Origin of the sequence: Streptomyces sp. NPDC056061, from assembly GCF_042266885.1 — a bacterium.
GTDB lineage: Bacteria > Actinomycetota > Actinomycetes > Streptomycetales > Streptomycetaceae > Streptomyces.
In genome coordinates this window covers 106,151-119,974 of record NZ_JBHJWQ010000017.1, presented here as the reverse complement: position 1 = coordinate 119,974, position 13,824 = coordinate 106,151, and the positions used below count along the sequence as shown (strand labels likewise).

Genomic DNA, 13,824 nt, shown 5'->3' with positions numbered 1-13,824 from the left:
GGTCCTGCTCGGCCGCCAGCATGTAAGCGGTTGCTATGAAGCCGCAAGAGGGGAGGTCGAGTTACTGTGATTTTCTATGGTCGACTGTGGACGGGGTGGGAGTAACCGGTCACATCCTGGTGGACCGTCCGAGCCGTGACGCGACGGAATCGCGTACCACGATGTGGGTGCCGAGCCGCAGCGTGCCCCTGGTCGGCTCGCGCCACTCGTCCTCGTCCCCGCCGTTGACGGCGAGCCGCACCGCCTGGCGCCCCATCTCCTCCAGCGGCACGTGGACGGTGGTCAGCCGCGGCCGCAGTTCCTGGGCGACGGGGATGTCGTCGTATCCCACCAGGGACACGTCCTCGGGCACCCGGACCCCCGCCTCCTCCAGCGCCTGCGCCGCGCCCGCCGCGACCATGTCGTTGGCGGCGAACACCGCCGTGAAGTCCGGTCCGTCCCGCAGCAGTTCCGCCATCCGCCGGTATCCGAAGCCCCGGCTGAAGGCGCCCGGATGGACGAGTCCGGGGTCCGGGGCGACACCGCGCAGTTCCAGGGCGCGGCGGTGTCCGGCCAGTCGGTCGCGGGTGGTGGAGAGCTTGGGCGGTCCGCCCAGGTAGAGGATGCGGTCGTGCCCCTGCATCAGCAGATGATCGGTGATGGCGAAGGCGCCGCCCTCGTTGTCGTACTCGACCGAGGCGGTGGGGACGTGGTCGCCGATCGGTGGCCTGCCGCACAGCACGAGCTTCGATCCGCCCGCGTCCAGGTCGTGGGCCCTGCGGGCCAGTTCGCTGGTGTAGCCGCGGTCCGCGAGGGAGCCGCCGACCACGACCACCGCGTCCGCCCGGCGCTCGTGCATCAGATCGATGAAGGCGAGCTCGCGCTGCGGGTCGCCCTGGGTGCAGCACACCAGGCAGAGCCGTCCGCCGAGCGCCGCCTCGCGTTCCACACCGCGCGAGATGTACGCGTAGAACGGGTCGATGAGCTCGTTGACGATGATGCCCACGGTGCGGTTGGACACTCCGGCAAGCGCGCGGGCGTGGGCGTTGACCACGTAGCCGAGTTCGCGCATCGCGGTCTCGACCCGTTCCCGAGTCGCCTCGGCGACGGGGTAGTTGCGGTTGAGCACGCGGGAGACCGTGGCCGTCGAGACCCCCGCGCGTCGTGCGACATCGGTGACCGTCGCACGGCGTTGTCCGTCCGCGGCTGTGCTCTGCCGGCGCATCCGGCTCACCCCCTGGTGGCTGTTGTGTGACGCCGAGCCTAGAGCCTGCGCGGGGCCGGGTTTCACGCGATCCTCCCCAGGTCCGCCGGGTGCACCGGGTGGTCGAAGGATGCCCCTCGCGCGTAGCGTGCCAGTTCCTCCACGGCGAGTGCCCCGAGTCGGCCCACCTCGTTGCCCTGGGCACCTGCCAGGTGCGGGGTGAGGAACACGTTCGGCAGGTCCCACAGCGGGTGGTCGTCGGGCAGCGGTTCGGGCGAGGTCACGTCGAGCACCGCGTCGAGCCGCCCGCTCACCAGGTGGCCGGTGAGTGCCTCGGTGTCCACCAGGGGGCCGCGGGCCGTGTTGACCAGCAGGGTTCCCGGGCGCATCAGACCGATCCGCCGGGCGTCGATGATGCCCCGCGTCTCCGGCGTGTCCGGGGCGTGGACCGTCACCACGTCGCTGGTCGCCACCAGGGTGTCGAGGTCGGTCGGGGTGACGCCGAGGAGTTCGGCCTCCGCCGCGTCGATGTACGGGTCGTACAGCAGCACCTCCGCGTCCAGGACCCGCAGCAGCTCGACGACCCGGCGGCCGATCCGCGACGCCCCGACGACGCCGACGGTCAGGCCGTGCGTGCCGAGCCAGTGCTGGCGGTCGAGGTCGGCGCCGGTCCGGTGGGTGCGCCTGGCGCGGAAGAGCCCGGCCAGCGGGAAGACGCGCTTGGCGCCCATGATGATGGCGGCCAGGGTGAATTCGGCGACCGGTACGGCGTTGGCGGCGGCGGCCGAGGAGACGACGATTCCGCGGTCGAACGCGACCGGGGACAGGAACGTCTTCACCGTGCCGGCGGCGTGGACCACGGCCCGCAGCGCCGGTGCCCGGTCCAGCAGCGCGGCGTCGACGGGCGGGCAGCCCCAGCCGGTGAGCAGAACCTCCGCCGCGGCAAGCACCTCGGCGGCCTCCGGCGAGTCGAACTCGCTGATCACGGATGGCTGGAGGAGGTCGGCGACCTCCTCCAACCGAGCCCGCACCGGTGGCGGAAAGACATCGTCGAGGAGCCGCGGGCTCATGACCAGGGCCGTGCGAGGCCGACGCGGGGGCGGTGCCGCAGCATCGCTGCCGGAATGAGCCGGTGCCTCTTCGGTGGTTCGCACCCTGCCTCCGGATAGTAATCGCGTTCTATGGGATGACCGGAACGCTAGGGAGCATGATGGGCGACCGTCAAGCTCGTACCTCGGGCAACTGCCCGAGTGCTGAGCATTTTTTACGTTTTCGTCGCCGTGGATTTGAGTGAGGAGCGCTGTTGGCTCGGTGTTTTTCAGTCGATCTCTTGACGCTTGGGTTAACCGCTTACTAACTTGCGGCCCCAGAAGGCTCACCATGCGCCACCCAGCCGAACAGGACGCTCCATGGCTGAAACAGCACCCCCCTTGCCGCGGGAGAAGCGGCGGCAGAAGGCCGAGACAACCTCGCCGCCCACAGGCCCGGCTGCCGTCGTACAGCACCGGCTGACGCTCCGGCAGCGGCTGAAGCGTGACCGGGTGATGCTGCTGCTCACCCTGCCCGGCCTGCTGTACTTCGTCGTCTTCCACTACGTGCCGCTGCTCGGTTACGTCGTGGCGTTCCAGGACTACCAGCCGTACCTCGGCTACATGCACAGCGTCTGGGTGGGCTTCGCCAACTTCTCCGCGGCGTTCGGTGAACCGGCCTTCTGGTCCGCGACGTTCAACACCCTGGAGATCGCCCTCATCCAGCTGGTGTTCTTCTTCCCGATCCCGGTCGCGCTGGCCCTGCTGCTCAACAGCATCGCCAGCGACCGCATCCGGCGCTTCGTGCAGAGCGTCGTGTACCTGCCGCACTTCATCGGCTGGGTCATCATCGTCTCGATCTTCCAGCAGATCCTGGGCGGTGCCGGCCTGCTGCCCGATGTGCTCGACGGTCTGGGGCTGCCGCGCTACGACATGATGAGCGACCCCGACGCCTTCCCCTGGCTGCTGACCCTCCAGGTGGCCTGGAAGGACGCCGGCTGGGGCACGATCATCATCCTCGCCGCGCTGCTGAACATCGACAAGCAGCAGTACGAGGCCGCCGCGATCGACGGCGCGGGCCGGATCCGCCGCCTGTGGCACGTGACGCTGCCGGGCATCGCCCCGGTGCTCATCCTGCTGCTGATCCTCAACCTCGGCCAGATCCTCTCCGTCGGCTTCGAGCAGATCCTGCTCCAGCGCGACGCGGTCGGTCCGGACGCCGGTGAAGTCCTCGACACCTACGTCTACTACCACGGCATCAAGGACAACGACTGGGGCGTCGCCGCCGCCGTCGGACTCATCAAGGCGGTCATCGGCACCGCACTCGTCCTGGGCGCCAACAAGCTCGCCCACCGACTCGGCCACGAAGGGGTGTACCGCGGTGCTGACCGCTGAGAAGACGCGCGCCACGACGCCAACCACCGCACCGGGGCCCCCGGCCCCCGCCGCCCAAAAGTCCGACGGCCGCCCGCCGTGGATGGAACGGCCCACCCGCGTCGGACAGATCGCCAAGGCGGTCGCCATCGTCGTGGTCGTCCTTGCCGTCGCCTACCCGCTGGTCGGCGTCATCGGCACGAGCTTCGCCTCGCAGACCGACATCATCAAGAGCTCCGGCCTCGTCCTGTGGCCGGACCACCCCACCCTGGACGCCTACCGCACCATCTTCACCGGCGGAGTCGTCACCCGGGCCCTCATCGTGTCCGTCGGCATCACCGTGTTCGGCACCCTCGCCAGTCTGTTGGTCACCGTCGGCATGGCGTACGGCCTCTCCCGCCGCGACGTCACCGGCTCCCGCTTCATCCTGATGACGGCCCTGTTCACGATGCTCTTCAACGCGGGCATCATCCCGAACTTCCTGCTGGTCAAGGGACTCGGCCTGTACGACACCTACGCGGCGCTCGTCATGCCCACCCTGGTCAGCGCCTTCAACCTGGTCGTCCTGCGGTCCTTCTTCATGAACCTGCCGGAGGAGCTGTACGACGCCGCGAAGGTCGACGGCGCCGGGGACTTCCGCATCCTGGTGCGGATCGTGCTGCCGCTGTCCAAGGCGGTCCTCGCCGTGATCAGCCTCTTCTACGCGGTGACGTACTGGAACGCCTTCTTCAACGCGCTCCTGTACCTCAACGACTCCGACAAGTGGCCGCTGCCGATGGTGCTGCGCACCTACGTCCTCCAGGGCCAGAGCCTGAACGCGGCCTCGGCCGGCGAGGTGCTGGCCCCGCAGCAGGCCGTCCAGATGGCGGTCCTGGTGATCGCCGTCGTCCCCATCCTCTGCGTCTACCCGTTCCTCCAGCGCTACTTCACCAAGGGCGTGCTCACCGGCGCCGTCAAGGGCTGAGCACCCCCCGCACCCTCACGGACTGATCGTGGCCCCACCCCTTTCACGGGCCGATCACAGCCGCCGCCCCCCACTCCTTCCTTCCCTTCTTCCAAGGAGACCCAGGTGTCGAGCTCCACCCCCATCAACCGCCGCGCACTGTTCCGTCTGGGAGCGGGCGTCGGCCTGGGACTGGCCGCCGCACCGCTGCTCGCGGCCTGCGGCGACGGCGGCACGACCGCGAAGGCGGAGGCCAAGAGCGCCTCGCTGCTCCCCAACACCGCGATCCGCAACATCGGCCTGAAGCCCGATCTCCAGGGCACCGCCGCAGGCGTCCCGCAGGGCTTCTTCCGCTACCCGGCCAAGCCGCTGCGCGCCACGAAGGACACTCCGCTCAAGGGCGCGAAGCCGATCAGCGCGACGATGGAGACCTTCTCCCCGCCGCCGCCCGCCCGCGGCAAGAACGCCGCCTGGCAGGAGATCGAGAAGCTCCTCGGCGGCAGGGTCGACATCACCGCGGTCCCCGCCGACGACTACGGCACCAAGTTCTCCACCATGGTCGCCAGCGACAGCCTGCCCGACCTGTTCATGTACCCCGAGGTCGGCGGTGTCGACAACAAGGCCGCCTTCCTCCGGGCCACCTGTGCCGACCTGACCCCGTACCTCGCCGGGGACAAGATCAAGGACTACCCGAACCTCGCCGCGATCCCGAAGGGCGCCTGGCAGGCGGCGATCTTCGGCGGCAAGCTCTACGGCATCCCGATCGCCCGCACCGGCACCGGCGGTGCCGGTGTCTACCGCCACGACCTGTTCGAGGAGGTCGGCGTCACCAGCCTCGATCAGATCACCGACCTCGACCGGTTCGTCGAGGTCTGCAAGGAGCTGACCCGGCCCAAGCAGGACCAGTACGCCATCATCGCCGGCGCCACCACCATGCTCGCCATGTCCGCGGGCGCGCCCTCCGCCTGGCGGCTGGACGAGAAGACCGGCAAGTTCACCTCCGACCTGGAGACGCCGGAGTACCGCAAGGCCGTGGAGACCGCCCGACTGCTGTACAAGGCCGGCTGCTTCTACCCGGGCACCCTCCAGATGTCCGGGGCGCAGAAGGCCCAGTACACGGACATGTTCAAGAACGGCAAGGGCGCCTACGTCTACGACGGCATGCCCACCTACCTGGCACCCGGCGTCGGCTACATCGCGGCCATGGCGGCCATCGACAAGAAGTACGACCCGAGGCCCTTCGTCCCGGTGGGCAAGGACGCCATCGCCTGGATGGACAACGTCAAGCTGGAGAACACCCACGTCAAGAAGGCGTCCGAGGAGCGGGTCAAGCAGGTCCTCGCGCTCGCCGACTTCGCCGCCTCGCCGTTCGGCAGCCAGGAGTACACGCTCATCAACTACGGCGTCGAGGGCAAGGACTTCACCCGCGACGCCAAGGGCAACCCGGCGCTCACCAAACAGGGCACCCAGGACGTCACCGTGCCCTGGAAGTTCATGGCCTCCGGCGTCCCGGCCATCTTCAGCGCCGACTCGGAGCAGGGCGTCCGCCACGTCCACGACGCCTTCACCAGGATGATCCCGATGATGGAGCCCGACCCGACGCTCCGGTACTCCTCGCCCACCTGGGACTCCAAGGGCTCCGGCAGCCTCTACACCCTCAAGCAGGACGCGCTGAAGGGCATCATCGCGGGCCGCAAGCCGATGTCGGCCTACGACCAGCTCATCAAGGACTACCTGGCCAAGGGCGGCGAGAAGGCCCGCGGCGAATTCGAGGAAGCCTTCCAGAAGGGGAAGAAGTGACGACGACACGACGCACGGTTCTCCAGCTCGGCGGCGCGGCGGCAGCGGCCGCCGTCGCCGTACCCGTCCTCGGCCCGCCCGCCGTCGCGCAGCCGCACGGCTTCGACCCGAAGCCCGGCTCCGACGGCGTCGGCGACCCGCTCTTCCCGACCCTCGGCAACGGCGGGTACCAGGTCCTCCACTACGACCTCGCCTTCGACTTCACGCCGGTCACCTACGACTTCACCGCCGTCGTGAGGATCGACGCCAAAGCCACCCAGGACCTCTCCGCGTTCAACCTGGACACCGACGGCCACACCATCGACGCCATCACCGTCGCCGGCCGCCCCGCCCGCTGGGAGCTGTCGCCCGGCCAGAGCGGCCAGGAACTCACCGTCACCCCCGCCCGTCCCCTCCACCGCGGCCAGGCGTTCACCACCGAGGTGCGCTACCGGGGAAACGGCAAGGCACCCCGACTCGGCCTGACCGGCTGGAAGTTCGGCAGCGACGGCGGATTCGCCTCCGCCGCCCAGTCCTCCCGCGCCGACACCTTCCTGCCCTGCAACGACACCCCGTCCGACAAGGCGACCTGGACCTTCCACATCAGTGCCCCCCGGGGCTACGTCGCCACGGCCAACGGCGAACTGCTGTACAAGTCCCCGCGCGCCGACGGCTCCGCGGTCTGGCACTTCGCCCTGCGCGAGCGGATGGCGACCGAACTCATCGGCATCGCCGTCGTCAAGGGCACCTACCTGTACGGCACCGGCCACCGCGGACTGCCCCTGCGCCACATCGTCCCGCAGGGCCAGGAGGACACGTACGCGCCGATCGTCGCCCGCACCGCCGACCACCTTGCCTGGCTGGAGGCCAAGTTCGGCCGGTACCCGTTCTCCGTCTACGGCGTTCACATCTACGACGGCTACACCGACGCCCTGGAGAACCAGACCCTCTCCCTGTTCTCCACCAACTGGTTCAAGCCCGACGCCAACGGCCGGCCCGGCTACGAGACCACCATGGTCCACGAGCTCGTCCACCAGTGGTTCGGCGACTCCGTCACCCCGAACGACTGGCAGCAGGCCTGGCTCAACGAGGGCCCCGCCGTCTACTACGCCGCCCTGTACGCGGAGGAACGCGGCTGGTCGGTTCTCGCGGACAAGATGAAGGCCACCTACGGCAAGCTCGACGCCGTCCGCGCCACCGACGGCCCGCCCGGACTGCCCAAGGCGCTCGGCGGCACGAACATCTACGACGGCGGAGCCCTGGTCCTCTACGCCCTGCGCATGCGCGTCGGACAACGGGCCTTCGACACGGTCATGCGCGAGTGGGTGAAGCGCTTCAAGGACTCCACCTACACCAGCGAGGCGTTCATCCGGCACACCGTCGACGTCACCCGCGACCGTTCCCTCGACCCGTTCCTGCGCGACTGGCTCTTCGGAGCCGTGAACCCGCCCATGCCCGGCCACCCCGACTGGAGGGCAAGCGCGTGAACGCCGCACGCCGAACGTCGCACGGGGAACCGCCGCCACCACTGCCGTCGCCGCCGTCCTGACCGCTCTCCTCGCCGCCCCGACGGCACAGGCCGCCCCGGCGTCCGCACCCTGTACGCGGCCCCGGACGGACACGGCACCACCTGCACGGTGACCCGCCCCTGCACCCCGCAGGGCGCCCGCGACCGGGCCCGCACCGAGACCGGGCGCGACGTCCGCGTCCTCCCCATGAGGTGAGCGGGGGAGGGGATTCGGCAGTCTCCGGAGGCCGCCGGTCGACCCGACCGGCGGCCTCCGGACACCCGGCACCCCACCCGGGCCCTCCGGTCATCGGTGCAGAAAGACGCCGATCCGCTCCCGCAGCCCGCGCGCATCCAGCCCGTGGGCGGCCAGGTGCTCGTCCATCTCCCCGTACGCGCGCAGCTCCGCCCGTCCCACCCCGAGCCCGAGCACCCGGTGCGGCAGATCGGCGAGGGCGTCATGGGCGACGGCCGCGGACGTGCCCGCGAGATACGGTTCGACGACCACCACATCGGCCGCCCCGCGGTCACCCACCGCCCGCCGCACCCCGGCCGAGTCGAACGGCCGGACGGTCGTCGCGTACAACACCGTCACATCGAGACCCTCGGTCGCTGCGAGCACGTTGTCGAGCATCGGGCCGACCGCGACCACGGTCCCGCGTGCCCCTTCCCGCACCGCGGTGAACCCGCCCCCTTCCCCGACCGGACGGGCCCGGTCGTTCGACTGGAGCGACAGCCGCACATACACCCGGTCGTCCCCGCCCGCCGCCCGCCGGAGCAGCGCCTCGGCCTCGTCGGGATGGCCCGGGACATGGATCGTCCAGCCCTCAAGGGTGTCCAGGAGGGCGACATCGCCCGGCGACATATGCGTGAAACCGCCGGCCGGCCAGTCGTACGAGGCTCCGGCGCTGACCAGCACCCCGCCCACTCCCTGATGGCCGAAGTCCAGCTTGACCTGCTCGAACGGCCGCTCCACGAGAAAGCTGGCGAAGGTGTGCACGATCGGGCGCAGCCCGGTGAGCGCCATTCCCGCGCCGGCCCCGACGAGCAGCTGCTCCCTGATCCCCACGTTGACGACCCGGTCCGGATGGGCGCGCTCGGCCGCTGCGAAGCCGTCCCGACTGATCTCCGCCAGCACCAGTGCCAGGCGCGGGTCCTCGTCCAGCATCCGCGTCACGGTCGTGATGAAACGGTCACGCATCGTGTCCATATGGGCTGTCCTTCTCTCGTTTCGTGGTTTCCGCGCCCGCACGGTCGCCGTGTCCGCGGCCTCGGACGCCTCGGATCGCGTCCGTGCGGTCACTGCTTGGGGTCGACGTGCGCGACCACGGCCCGCGGCCGGCCGGAGTGCGGCGCGGTGAAGGTCTCGAACAACGCCTCGTGGTCACGGCCGTCCACGGACGCGACCGACCAGCCGGCGACCTCGAACCGGGCCGCGATCCCGCCGGGCCGCGCGTACGACGCCGAAGCGTTGTCGATCACCACGGTGTGCAGCTGCTCCAGCCCGGCCGGACCCGCGTACGCGATCGCCTCGTGATTGCTGCCCTCGTCCAGTTCGGCGTCCCCGATCAGCACCCACACCCGCGGATCGGTCAGCCCCTGTGCCCGCAGGCCGAGCACGTTCCCCACGGCCAGCGGCAGTCCGTGCCCCAGTGAACCGCTGCCGATCTCGACGCCCGGCACCAGCGTCCGGTCCGGGTGGTGCCCGAGCGGCGAGCCGTACGTCCCGAAGCCGGGCAGCAGCTCCTCGCCGAAGAAGCCGTGCGCGGCCAGCACCGCGTAGTACGCCATCGGGCCGTGCCCCTTGGACAGCAGGAACCGGTCGCGGTCGGGTGCGTCGACGGTTCGGGGTGTGACCCGCAGCACTCGGTCGTACAGCACCCAGAGGGCGTCCAGTGTGGAGGTCGCGGCGGGACCGTGCTTCTCGTCCCCCGTCATCAGGCTCATCAGCCGGTTCATGTCGTCGTAGGTGCCCGTTGCCGGGTCAGTCGTCCACGTCATGTCTCCACCGTGAAACATCAAGTTTGGTCGAGGTCAAGCGCGAGAAAGCGGTTCGTGACCACCCGCCCGAGTGCGGTATTGTTCTCATGCGCGTCCGGCCAGGGGAAAGCCCAGGTCAGACGGGTAACGGGACGTGGCGCAGCTTGGTAGCGCACTTGACTGGGGGTCAAGGGGTCGCAGGTTCAAATCCTGTCGTCCCGACTCGTAGGAGTCGTGAGTGAGGGGCCGTTTCGGAGCAATCCGAAACGGCCCTCGGTCGTTTCGGGGATCATCCCCGTTCCGGGGCCGTACGAGGGGCTTCGACGGCCGGGGAAAGTGAGTGGGCCGAGGAACGGTCCCGCCCGCGTACGGGCGGGACCGCTCGCCGACTCCTACCGGGGCTCCGTCCCGCGGCCGGGCGCGGTCGGCGCCGGGGCGTAACCGGTCGCCCGGGTGGTGAACGTTCCCCGGCCCCGGGTGCGGCTGCGCAGCCGGGTGGCGTAGCCGAACAGCTCGGCCAGCGGTACCGTCGCGGTGATCACCGACGTGCCGGACCGGGCGACCGAGCCCGAGACCCGCCCGCGCCGTGCGGCGAGGTCGCCGAGCACGCCCCCCACCGCGTCGTCGGGAACGGTGACGGTCACCTCCACCACCGGCTCCAGCAACGCCATGTCCCCGTTGCGCAGCGCCTCGCGGAGAGCGAATCGGCCGGCCGTCCGGAACGCCATGTCCGAGGAGTCCTTGGAGTGGGTCGCCCCGTCCGTCAGTGTGACCCGCAGACCGGTCACCGGGTGACCGCCGAGCGGCCCCTCGGTCAGGGCGTCCCGGCAGCCCGCCTCGACGGCCCGGACGTACTCCTGCGGCACCCGGCCGCCGACGACGGTCGACCGGAACACGAAGCCCGTCGCTGCGCCGTCGGCGGCGTCCAGCGGTTCGGTGTCGAGAACGACGTGGGCGAACTGGCCGGCGCCCCCGTCCTGCTTGACGTGCCGGTACACCAGCCCGGACACGCCACGGACGACGGTCTCCCGGTACGCGACCCGGGGCCTGCCGACGCCGACCTCCAGGCCATGGGCACGACGGATCTTCTCCACCGCCACCTCCAGATGCAGTTCACCCATCCCCGACAGCACTGTCTGACCGGTCTCGGGATCGGTCCGGACCGTCAGCGACGGGTCCTCCTCGACCAGCCGCGCCAGGGCCGACGCCAGGCGTTCGGTGTCCACGCTCCTGCGCGCCTCGACCACCACGGAGACGACCGGGTCGGCCACGGACGGAGCTTCGAGGACCAGCGGGGCCGCCGGCGCGCACAGGGTCGTTCCGGCGCGGGCCCCCTTGAGCCCGATCATCGCGACGATGTCCCCGGCCACCGCCCGGTCGACGTCCGAGTGCCGGCCCGCCCGGATCCGCAGGATCCGACCGACGCGTTCGTTGCGCCGCGCGCCCGCGTCCAGCACCGTGTCCCCCTTCCGGACCGTTCCCGAGTACACGCGCAGGTAGGTCAGCCGACCCGTGGCCGTCGAGTTCACCTTGAATGCCAGCGCGGCGAACGGCGCCCCGGGATCGGCGGGCCGCTCCTGCTCGGCCCCGTTCAGCGTGCCGCGCACCGCGGGCACGTCCGACGGGGAGGGCAAGTAGGCCACGACCGCCTCCAGCAGCGGCTCGATCCCGCGATTGCGGTAGGCCGAACCGCACAGCACCACGACGACCTCACCCGTGCGGGTCAGGTCGCGCAGCGCGACGGCCAGTGTCTCCGCGGACACCGTCGACTCCGTGCAGAACTCCTCCAGCGCCGCCGGGTGCAGTTCCGCCACGGTCTCGTCGAGGAGTCGGCGGCGTCGCTGCGCCTCCTCGCGCAGGGCATCCGGCACCTCCCCCTCCTCGTAGGTGTCACGATCGTCGGACCAGACCAGCGACCGCATGCGCAACAGATCGACCACGCCGGTGAACCCGTCCTCCGCGCCGATCGGCAATTGCACGACCAGCGGCACCGGGTGCAGCTGCTCGCGTATCGACGCCACCGCGGTGTCGAGGTCGGCACCGGCACGGTCCAGCTTGTTGACGAAGGCGATCCGGGGCACGCTGTGCCGGTCGGCCTGACGCCACACCGATTCGCTCTGCGGTTCGACGCCGGCGACTGCGTCGAACACCGCGATCGCCCCGTCGAGCACCCGCAACGAGCGTTCCACCTCGTCGGAGAAGTCGACATGGCCCGGAGTGTCGATGAGGTTGATGCGGTGGTCGTCCCAGGCGCAGCTCACGGCGGCGGCGAAGATGGTGATCCCGCGATCGCGTTCCTGGGGGTCGAAGTCGGTGACGGTCGTCCCGTCGTGGACCTCGCCGCGTTTGTGGACGGTGCCGGTGATGTAGAGGATCCGTTCGGTGACGGTGGTCTTGCCTGCGTCGACGTGGGCGAGGATGCCCAGGTTGCGAACGCGGGCGAGCGGACTGGCGGTACGAGGGAGCTGGTTGGTGCGCACGGCCCATGGCCTTTCGGGGTGATACGGGATCGGGCGGCGCGATCGCCGGACGAGCCGGCCCGAGGCGTCGCCCGGAGGAACCCGGGCACCGGCAACCGCAGCGGCGGAGGGCCGGGCGGTCGACTCGAGTCGGAATGAGGTCAGTTGCTCGTCGCGGGCATCCGGTGCCGGCCGCGCAGCGGGCACCGGCGGCACCGAGACACCAGGATCACCTCGTACCGTGTGCGGGGAGCGACGGCAGCGGTGTGGTCACGCATGGCCGGTCCTCCCTCGTACTGTCACGGTGTGCGCCCGGTCGTACCCCGTGGCGCGTGATCGGTGGCGAGTGTAGTGACCCCGGGCACCGGCGGGGTACCGGATTTCCGGCAGCGGCGCCGTGGCGCCGTCGCGTCCTCACCGAAAATGATGCCGTGTCAGGAGAGTCGGGCGTTGATGGCCGGCCGGGATGATGCGACGATCGCGAGAAGCCACCGGATCGAGGGAAGGACCGCATCGATGGACTCAGACCACGGCCGGCCGCGGCGGTGTTCGACGCCCTCGGCGCCGAGTACGAGCGGGCGTTCGCCGGTTCCGCCGGTCGTCTCGCCTCGCTCCGGCGACTCCTGGACGCGCTCGCGCCGCACAGCCGGGTGCTGGACGTCGGCAGCGGAACGGGTCGGCCGACCGCGTCGACCCTGACCGGGGCCGGACACGACGTGCTGGGCGTCGACGTCTCGCCCGTCATGGTGGAGCTGGCGACCCGGCAGGTGCCGGATGCCTCGTTCGTCTGCGCCGACATCCGCGAACTCGACCTGGAAGAGGGCAAGTTCGATGCGGTGTGCGCGTACTTCTCGCTGTTGCAGATGGGGCGCGACGACCAGCTGCGCCTGCTGCGGAAGCTCCGGCGGCTCCTGGTCCCCGGAGGCGTGCTGGCCGTCGCGACGGTGCCGCTGGACGTCGAGGACGTTCCGGTCGTCTTCATGGGGCAGGAGATGCGCGTGTCGAGCTTCGACCCCGACGGCTTCCTCGCGACGGTCACCGCGGCCGGATTCTCGGTGCTGTGGGAACACAGCGAGCTGTTCACCCCGGCCCATGGAGCGGCCGTACCCGAGCCCGAACTGTTCCTGCACTGCTGCCCGGACTGACCGGCGGGGGCTCCCGCCCGGCCCGTCAGGGCTCCGACACGGACCGCCCGGCCCGTCGGGGCGGACGGACCCGGAGGCGCCGCGTGGCCGGGACGGCCGGGCGCCTGTGGACGTCGAGCCCGCCCCGCCAGCTGTGCAGCGCCCGGGTGCCGCAGCCGCGCCACTGCGCGGGGGAGGGGAGCACGGGCTGACCGCCCCTGGTGACCAGGGCGTTGACCGGCGACATCGGGTCCACCGCCATGGTCTTGGCCAGCAGCACGCCGATGACCAGCGGGCCCAGGGTCACTGCCAGGGCCGCACCGGCCGTGGTCACGTGCTGCATGCGGGGGCGTCGCGGTGCGTCGGGAACCATGGCCGTCATTCGACCAGCCCCGCCCGGACGGCGGATCGGACGACGTACTCAGCCCGGCCGTCCTCGTACTCAGC

General features: G+C 70.6%; 11 protein-coding genes and 1 tRNA gene. 6 read left to right on the top strand and 6 right to left on the bottom strand.

Features of this window, described 5'->3' with window-relative positions:
* Positions 1 to 109: 109 nt before the first annotated feature.
* Both ACFC79_RS23540 and ACFC79_RS23535 read right to left on the bottom strand, forming a co-directional pair.
* The gene (locus ACFC79_RS23540; protein ID WP_376243103.1) at positions 110 to 1,204 is read right to left on the bottom strand and encodes a LacI family DNA-binding transcriptional regulator; all 1,095 of its coding nucleotides are present in this window, start codon (positions 1,202 to 1,204) and stop codon (positions 110 to 112) included.
* A gap of 62 nt (positions 1,205 to 1,266) precedes the next feature.
* The gene (locus tag ACFC79_RS23535; RefSeq protein ID WP_376243101.1) at positions 1,267 to 2,253 is read right to left on the bottom strand and encodes a hydroxyacid dehydrogenase; all 987 of its coding nucleotides are present in this window, start codon (positions 2,251 to 2,253) and stop codon (positions 1,267 to 1,269) included.
* Between the two features lie 339 nt (positions 2,254 to 2,592).
* On the opposite strand from ACFC79_RS23535, the gene ACFC79_RS23530 reads away from it, so the two are divergent.
* The 4 genes from ACFC79_RS23530 to ACFC79_RS23515 all read left to right on the top strand — a co-directional run bounded on the left by ACFC79_RS23530 (position 2,593) and on the right by ACFC79_RS23515 (position 7,794).
* The gene (locus ACFC79_RS23530; protein WP_376243099.1) at positions 2,593 to 3,606 is read left to right on the top strand and encodes an ABC transporter permease; all 1,014 of its coding nucleotides are present in this window, start codon (positions 2,593 to 2,595) and stop codon (positions 3,604 to 3,606) included.
* 82 nt (positions 3,607 to 3,688) lie between these two features.
* Positions 3,689 to 4,549, top strand: a complete 861-nt coding sequence (locus ACFC79_RS23525; protein ID WP_376243257.1) for a carbohydrate ABC transporter permease — start codon at positions 3,689 to 3,691, stop codon at positions 4,547 to 4,549.
* Between the two features lie 105 nt (positions 4,550 to 4,654).
* On the top strand, positions 4,655 to 6,328 hold the full coding sequence (locus ACFC79_RS23520; protein WP_376243097.1) for an extracellular solute-binding protein: 1,674 nt from the start codon (positions 4,655 to 4,657) through the stop codon (positions 6,326 to 6,328).
* On the top strand, positions 6,325 to 7,794 hold the full coding sequence (locus ACFC79_RS23515) for a M1 family metallopeptidase (protein ID WP_376243095.1): 1,470 nt from the start codon (positions 6,325 to 6,327) through the stop codon (positions 7,792 to 7,794). The genes ACFC79_RS23520 and ACFC79_RS23515 overlap by 4 nt, the downstream gene beginning before the upstream one ends.
* 327 nt (positions 7,795 to 8,121) lie before the next feature.
* On the opposite strand, the gene ACFC79_RS23510 is transcribed toward ACFC79_RS23515, so the two are convergent.
* Both ACFC79_RS23510 and ACFC79_RS23505 read right to left on the bottom strand, forming a co-directional pair.
* Positions 8,122 to 9,024 carry a transketolase family protein gene (locus ACFC79_RS23510; protein WP_376243093.1) on the bottom strand — a complete coding sequence of 301 codons (903 nt, stop codon included), beginning with the start codon at positions 9,022 to 9,024 and terminating at the stop codon, positions 8,122 to 8,124.
* A gap of 89 nt (positions 9,025 to 9,113) precedes the next feature.
* Entirely contained in the window at positions 9,114 to 9,815 is a 702-nt protein-coding gene (locus ACFC79_RS23505; protein ID WP_376243091.1) for a transketolase, read from the bottom strand.
* 127 nt (positions 9,816 to 9,942) lie between these two features.
* On the opposite strand from ACFC79_RS23505, the gene ACFC79_RS23500 reads away from it, so the two are divergent.
* Positions 9,943 to 10,016 (top strand) — tRNA-Pro (locus ACFC79_RS23500).
* A 170-nt stretch (positions 10,017 to 10,186) separates the two neighbouring features.
* On the opposite strand, the gene fusA is transcribed toward ACFC79_RS23500, so the two are convergent.
* Positions 10,187 to 12,274 carry an elongation factor G gene (gene fusA, locus ACFC79_RS23495; RefSeq protein WP_376243089.1) on the bottom strand — a complete coding sequence of 696 codons (2,088 nt, stop codon included), beginning with the start codon at positions 12,272 to 12,274 and terminating at the stop codon, positions 10,187 to 10,189.
* Positions 12,275 to 12,765: 491 nt separating this feature from the next.
* On the opposite strand from fusA, the gene ACFC79_RS23490 reads away from it, so the two are divergent.
* Positions 12,766 to 13,398, top strand: a complete 633-nt coding sequence (locus ACFC79_RS23490; protein WP_376243254.1) for a class I SAM-dependent methyltransferase — start codon at positions 12,766 to 12,768, stop codon at positions 13,396 to 13,398.
* 25 nt (positions 13,399 to 13,423) lie between these two features.
* On the opposite strand, the gene ACFC79_RS23485 is transcribed toward ACFC79_RS23490, so the two are convergent.
* Entirely contained in the window at positions 13,424 to 13,750 is a 327-nt protein-coding gene (locus ACFC79_RS23485; protein ID WP_376243087.1) for a hypothetical protein, read from the bottom strand.
* Between the last annotated feature and the right edge of the window lie 74 nt (positions 13,751 to 13,824).

Excerpts from the sequence above, each read along its gene's own strand:
- ACFC79_RS23525 (WP_376243257.1), top strand. The coding sequence starts at position 3,689 with ATGGAACGGCCCACCCGCGTCGGACAGATCGCCAAGGCGGTCGCCATC.
- ACFC79_RS23535 (WP_376243101.1), bottom strand. The coding sequence starts at position 2,253 with ATGAGCCCGCGGCTCCTCGACGATGTCTTTCCGCCACCGGTGCGGGCT.
- ACFC79_RS23510 (WP_376243093.1), bottom strand. The coding sequence starts at position 9,024 with ATGGACACGATGCGTGACCGTTTCATCACGACCGTGACGCGGATGCTG.
- ACFC79_RS23485 (WP_376243087.1), bottom strand. The coding sequence starts at position 13,750 with ATGGTTCCCGACGCACCGCGACGCCCCCGCATGCAGCACGTGACCACG.
- ACFC79_RS23540 (WP_376243103.1), bottom strand. The coding sequence starts at position 1,204 with ATGCGCCGGCAGAGCACAGCCGCGGACGGACAACGCCGTGCGACGGTC.
- ACFC79_RS23505 (WP_376243091.1), bottom strand. The coding sequence starts at position 9,815 with ATGACGTGGACGACTGACCCGGCAACGGGCACCTACGACGACATGAAC.
- ACFC79_RS23530 (WP_376243099.1), top strand. The coding sequence starts at position 2,593 with ATGGCTGAAACAGCACCCCCCTTGCCGCGGGAGAAGCGGCGGCAGAAG.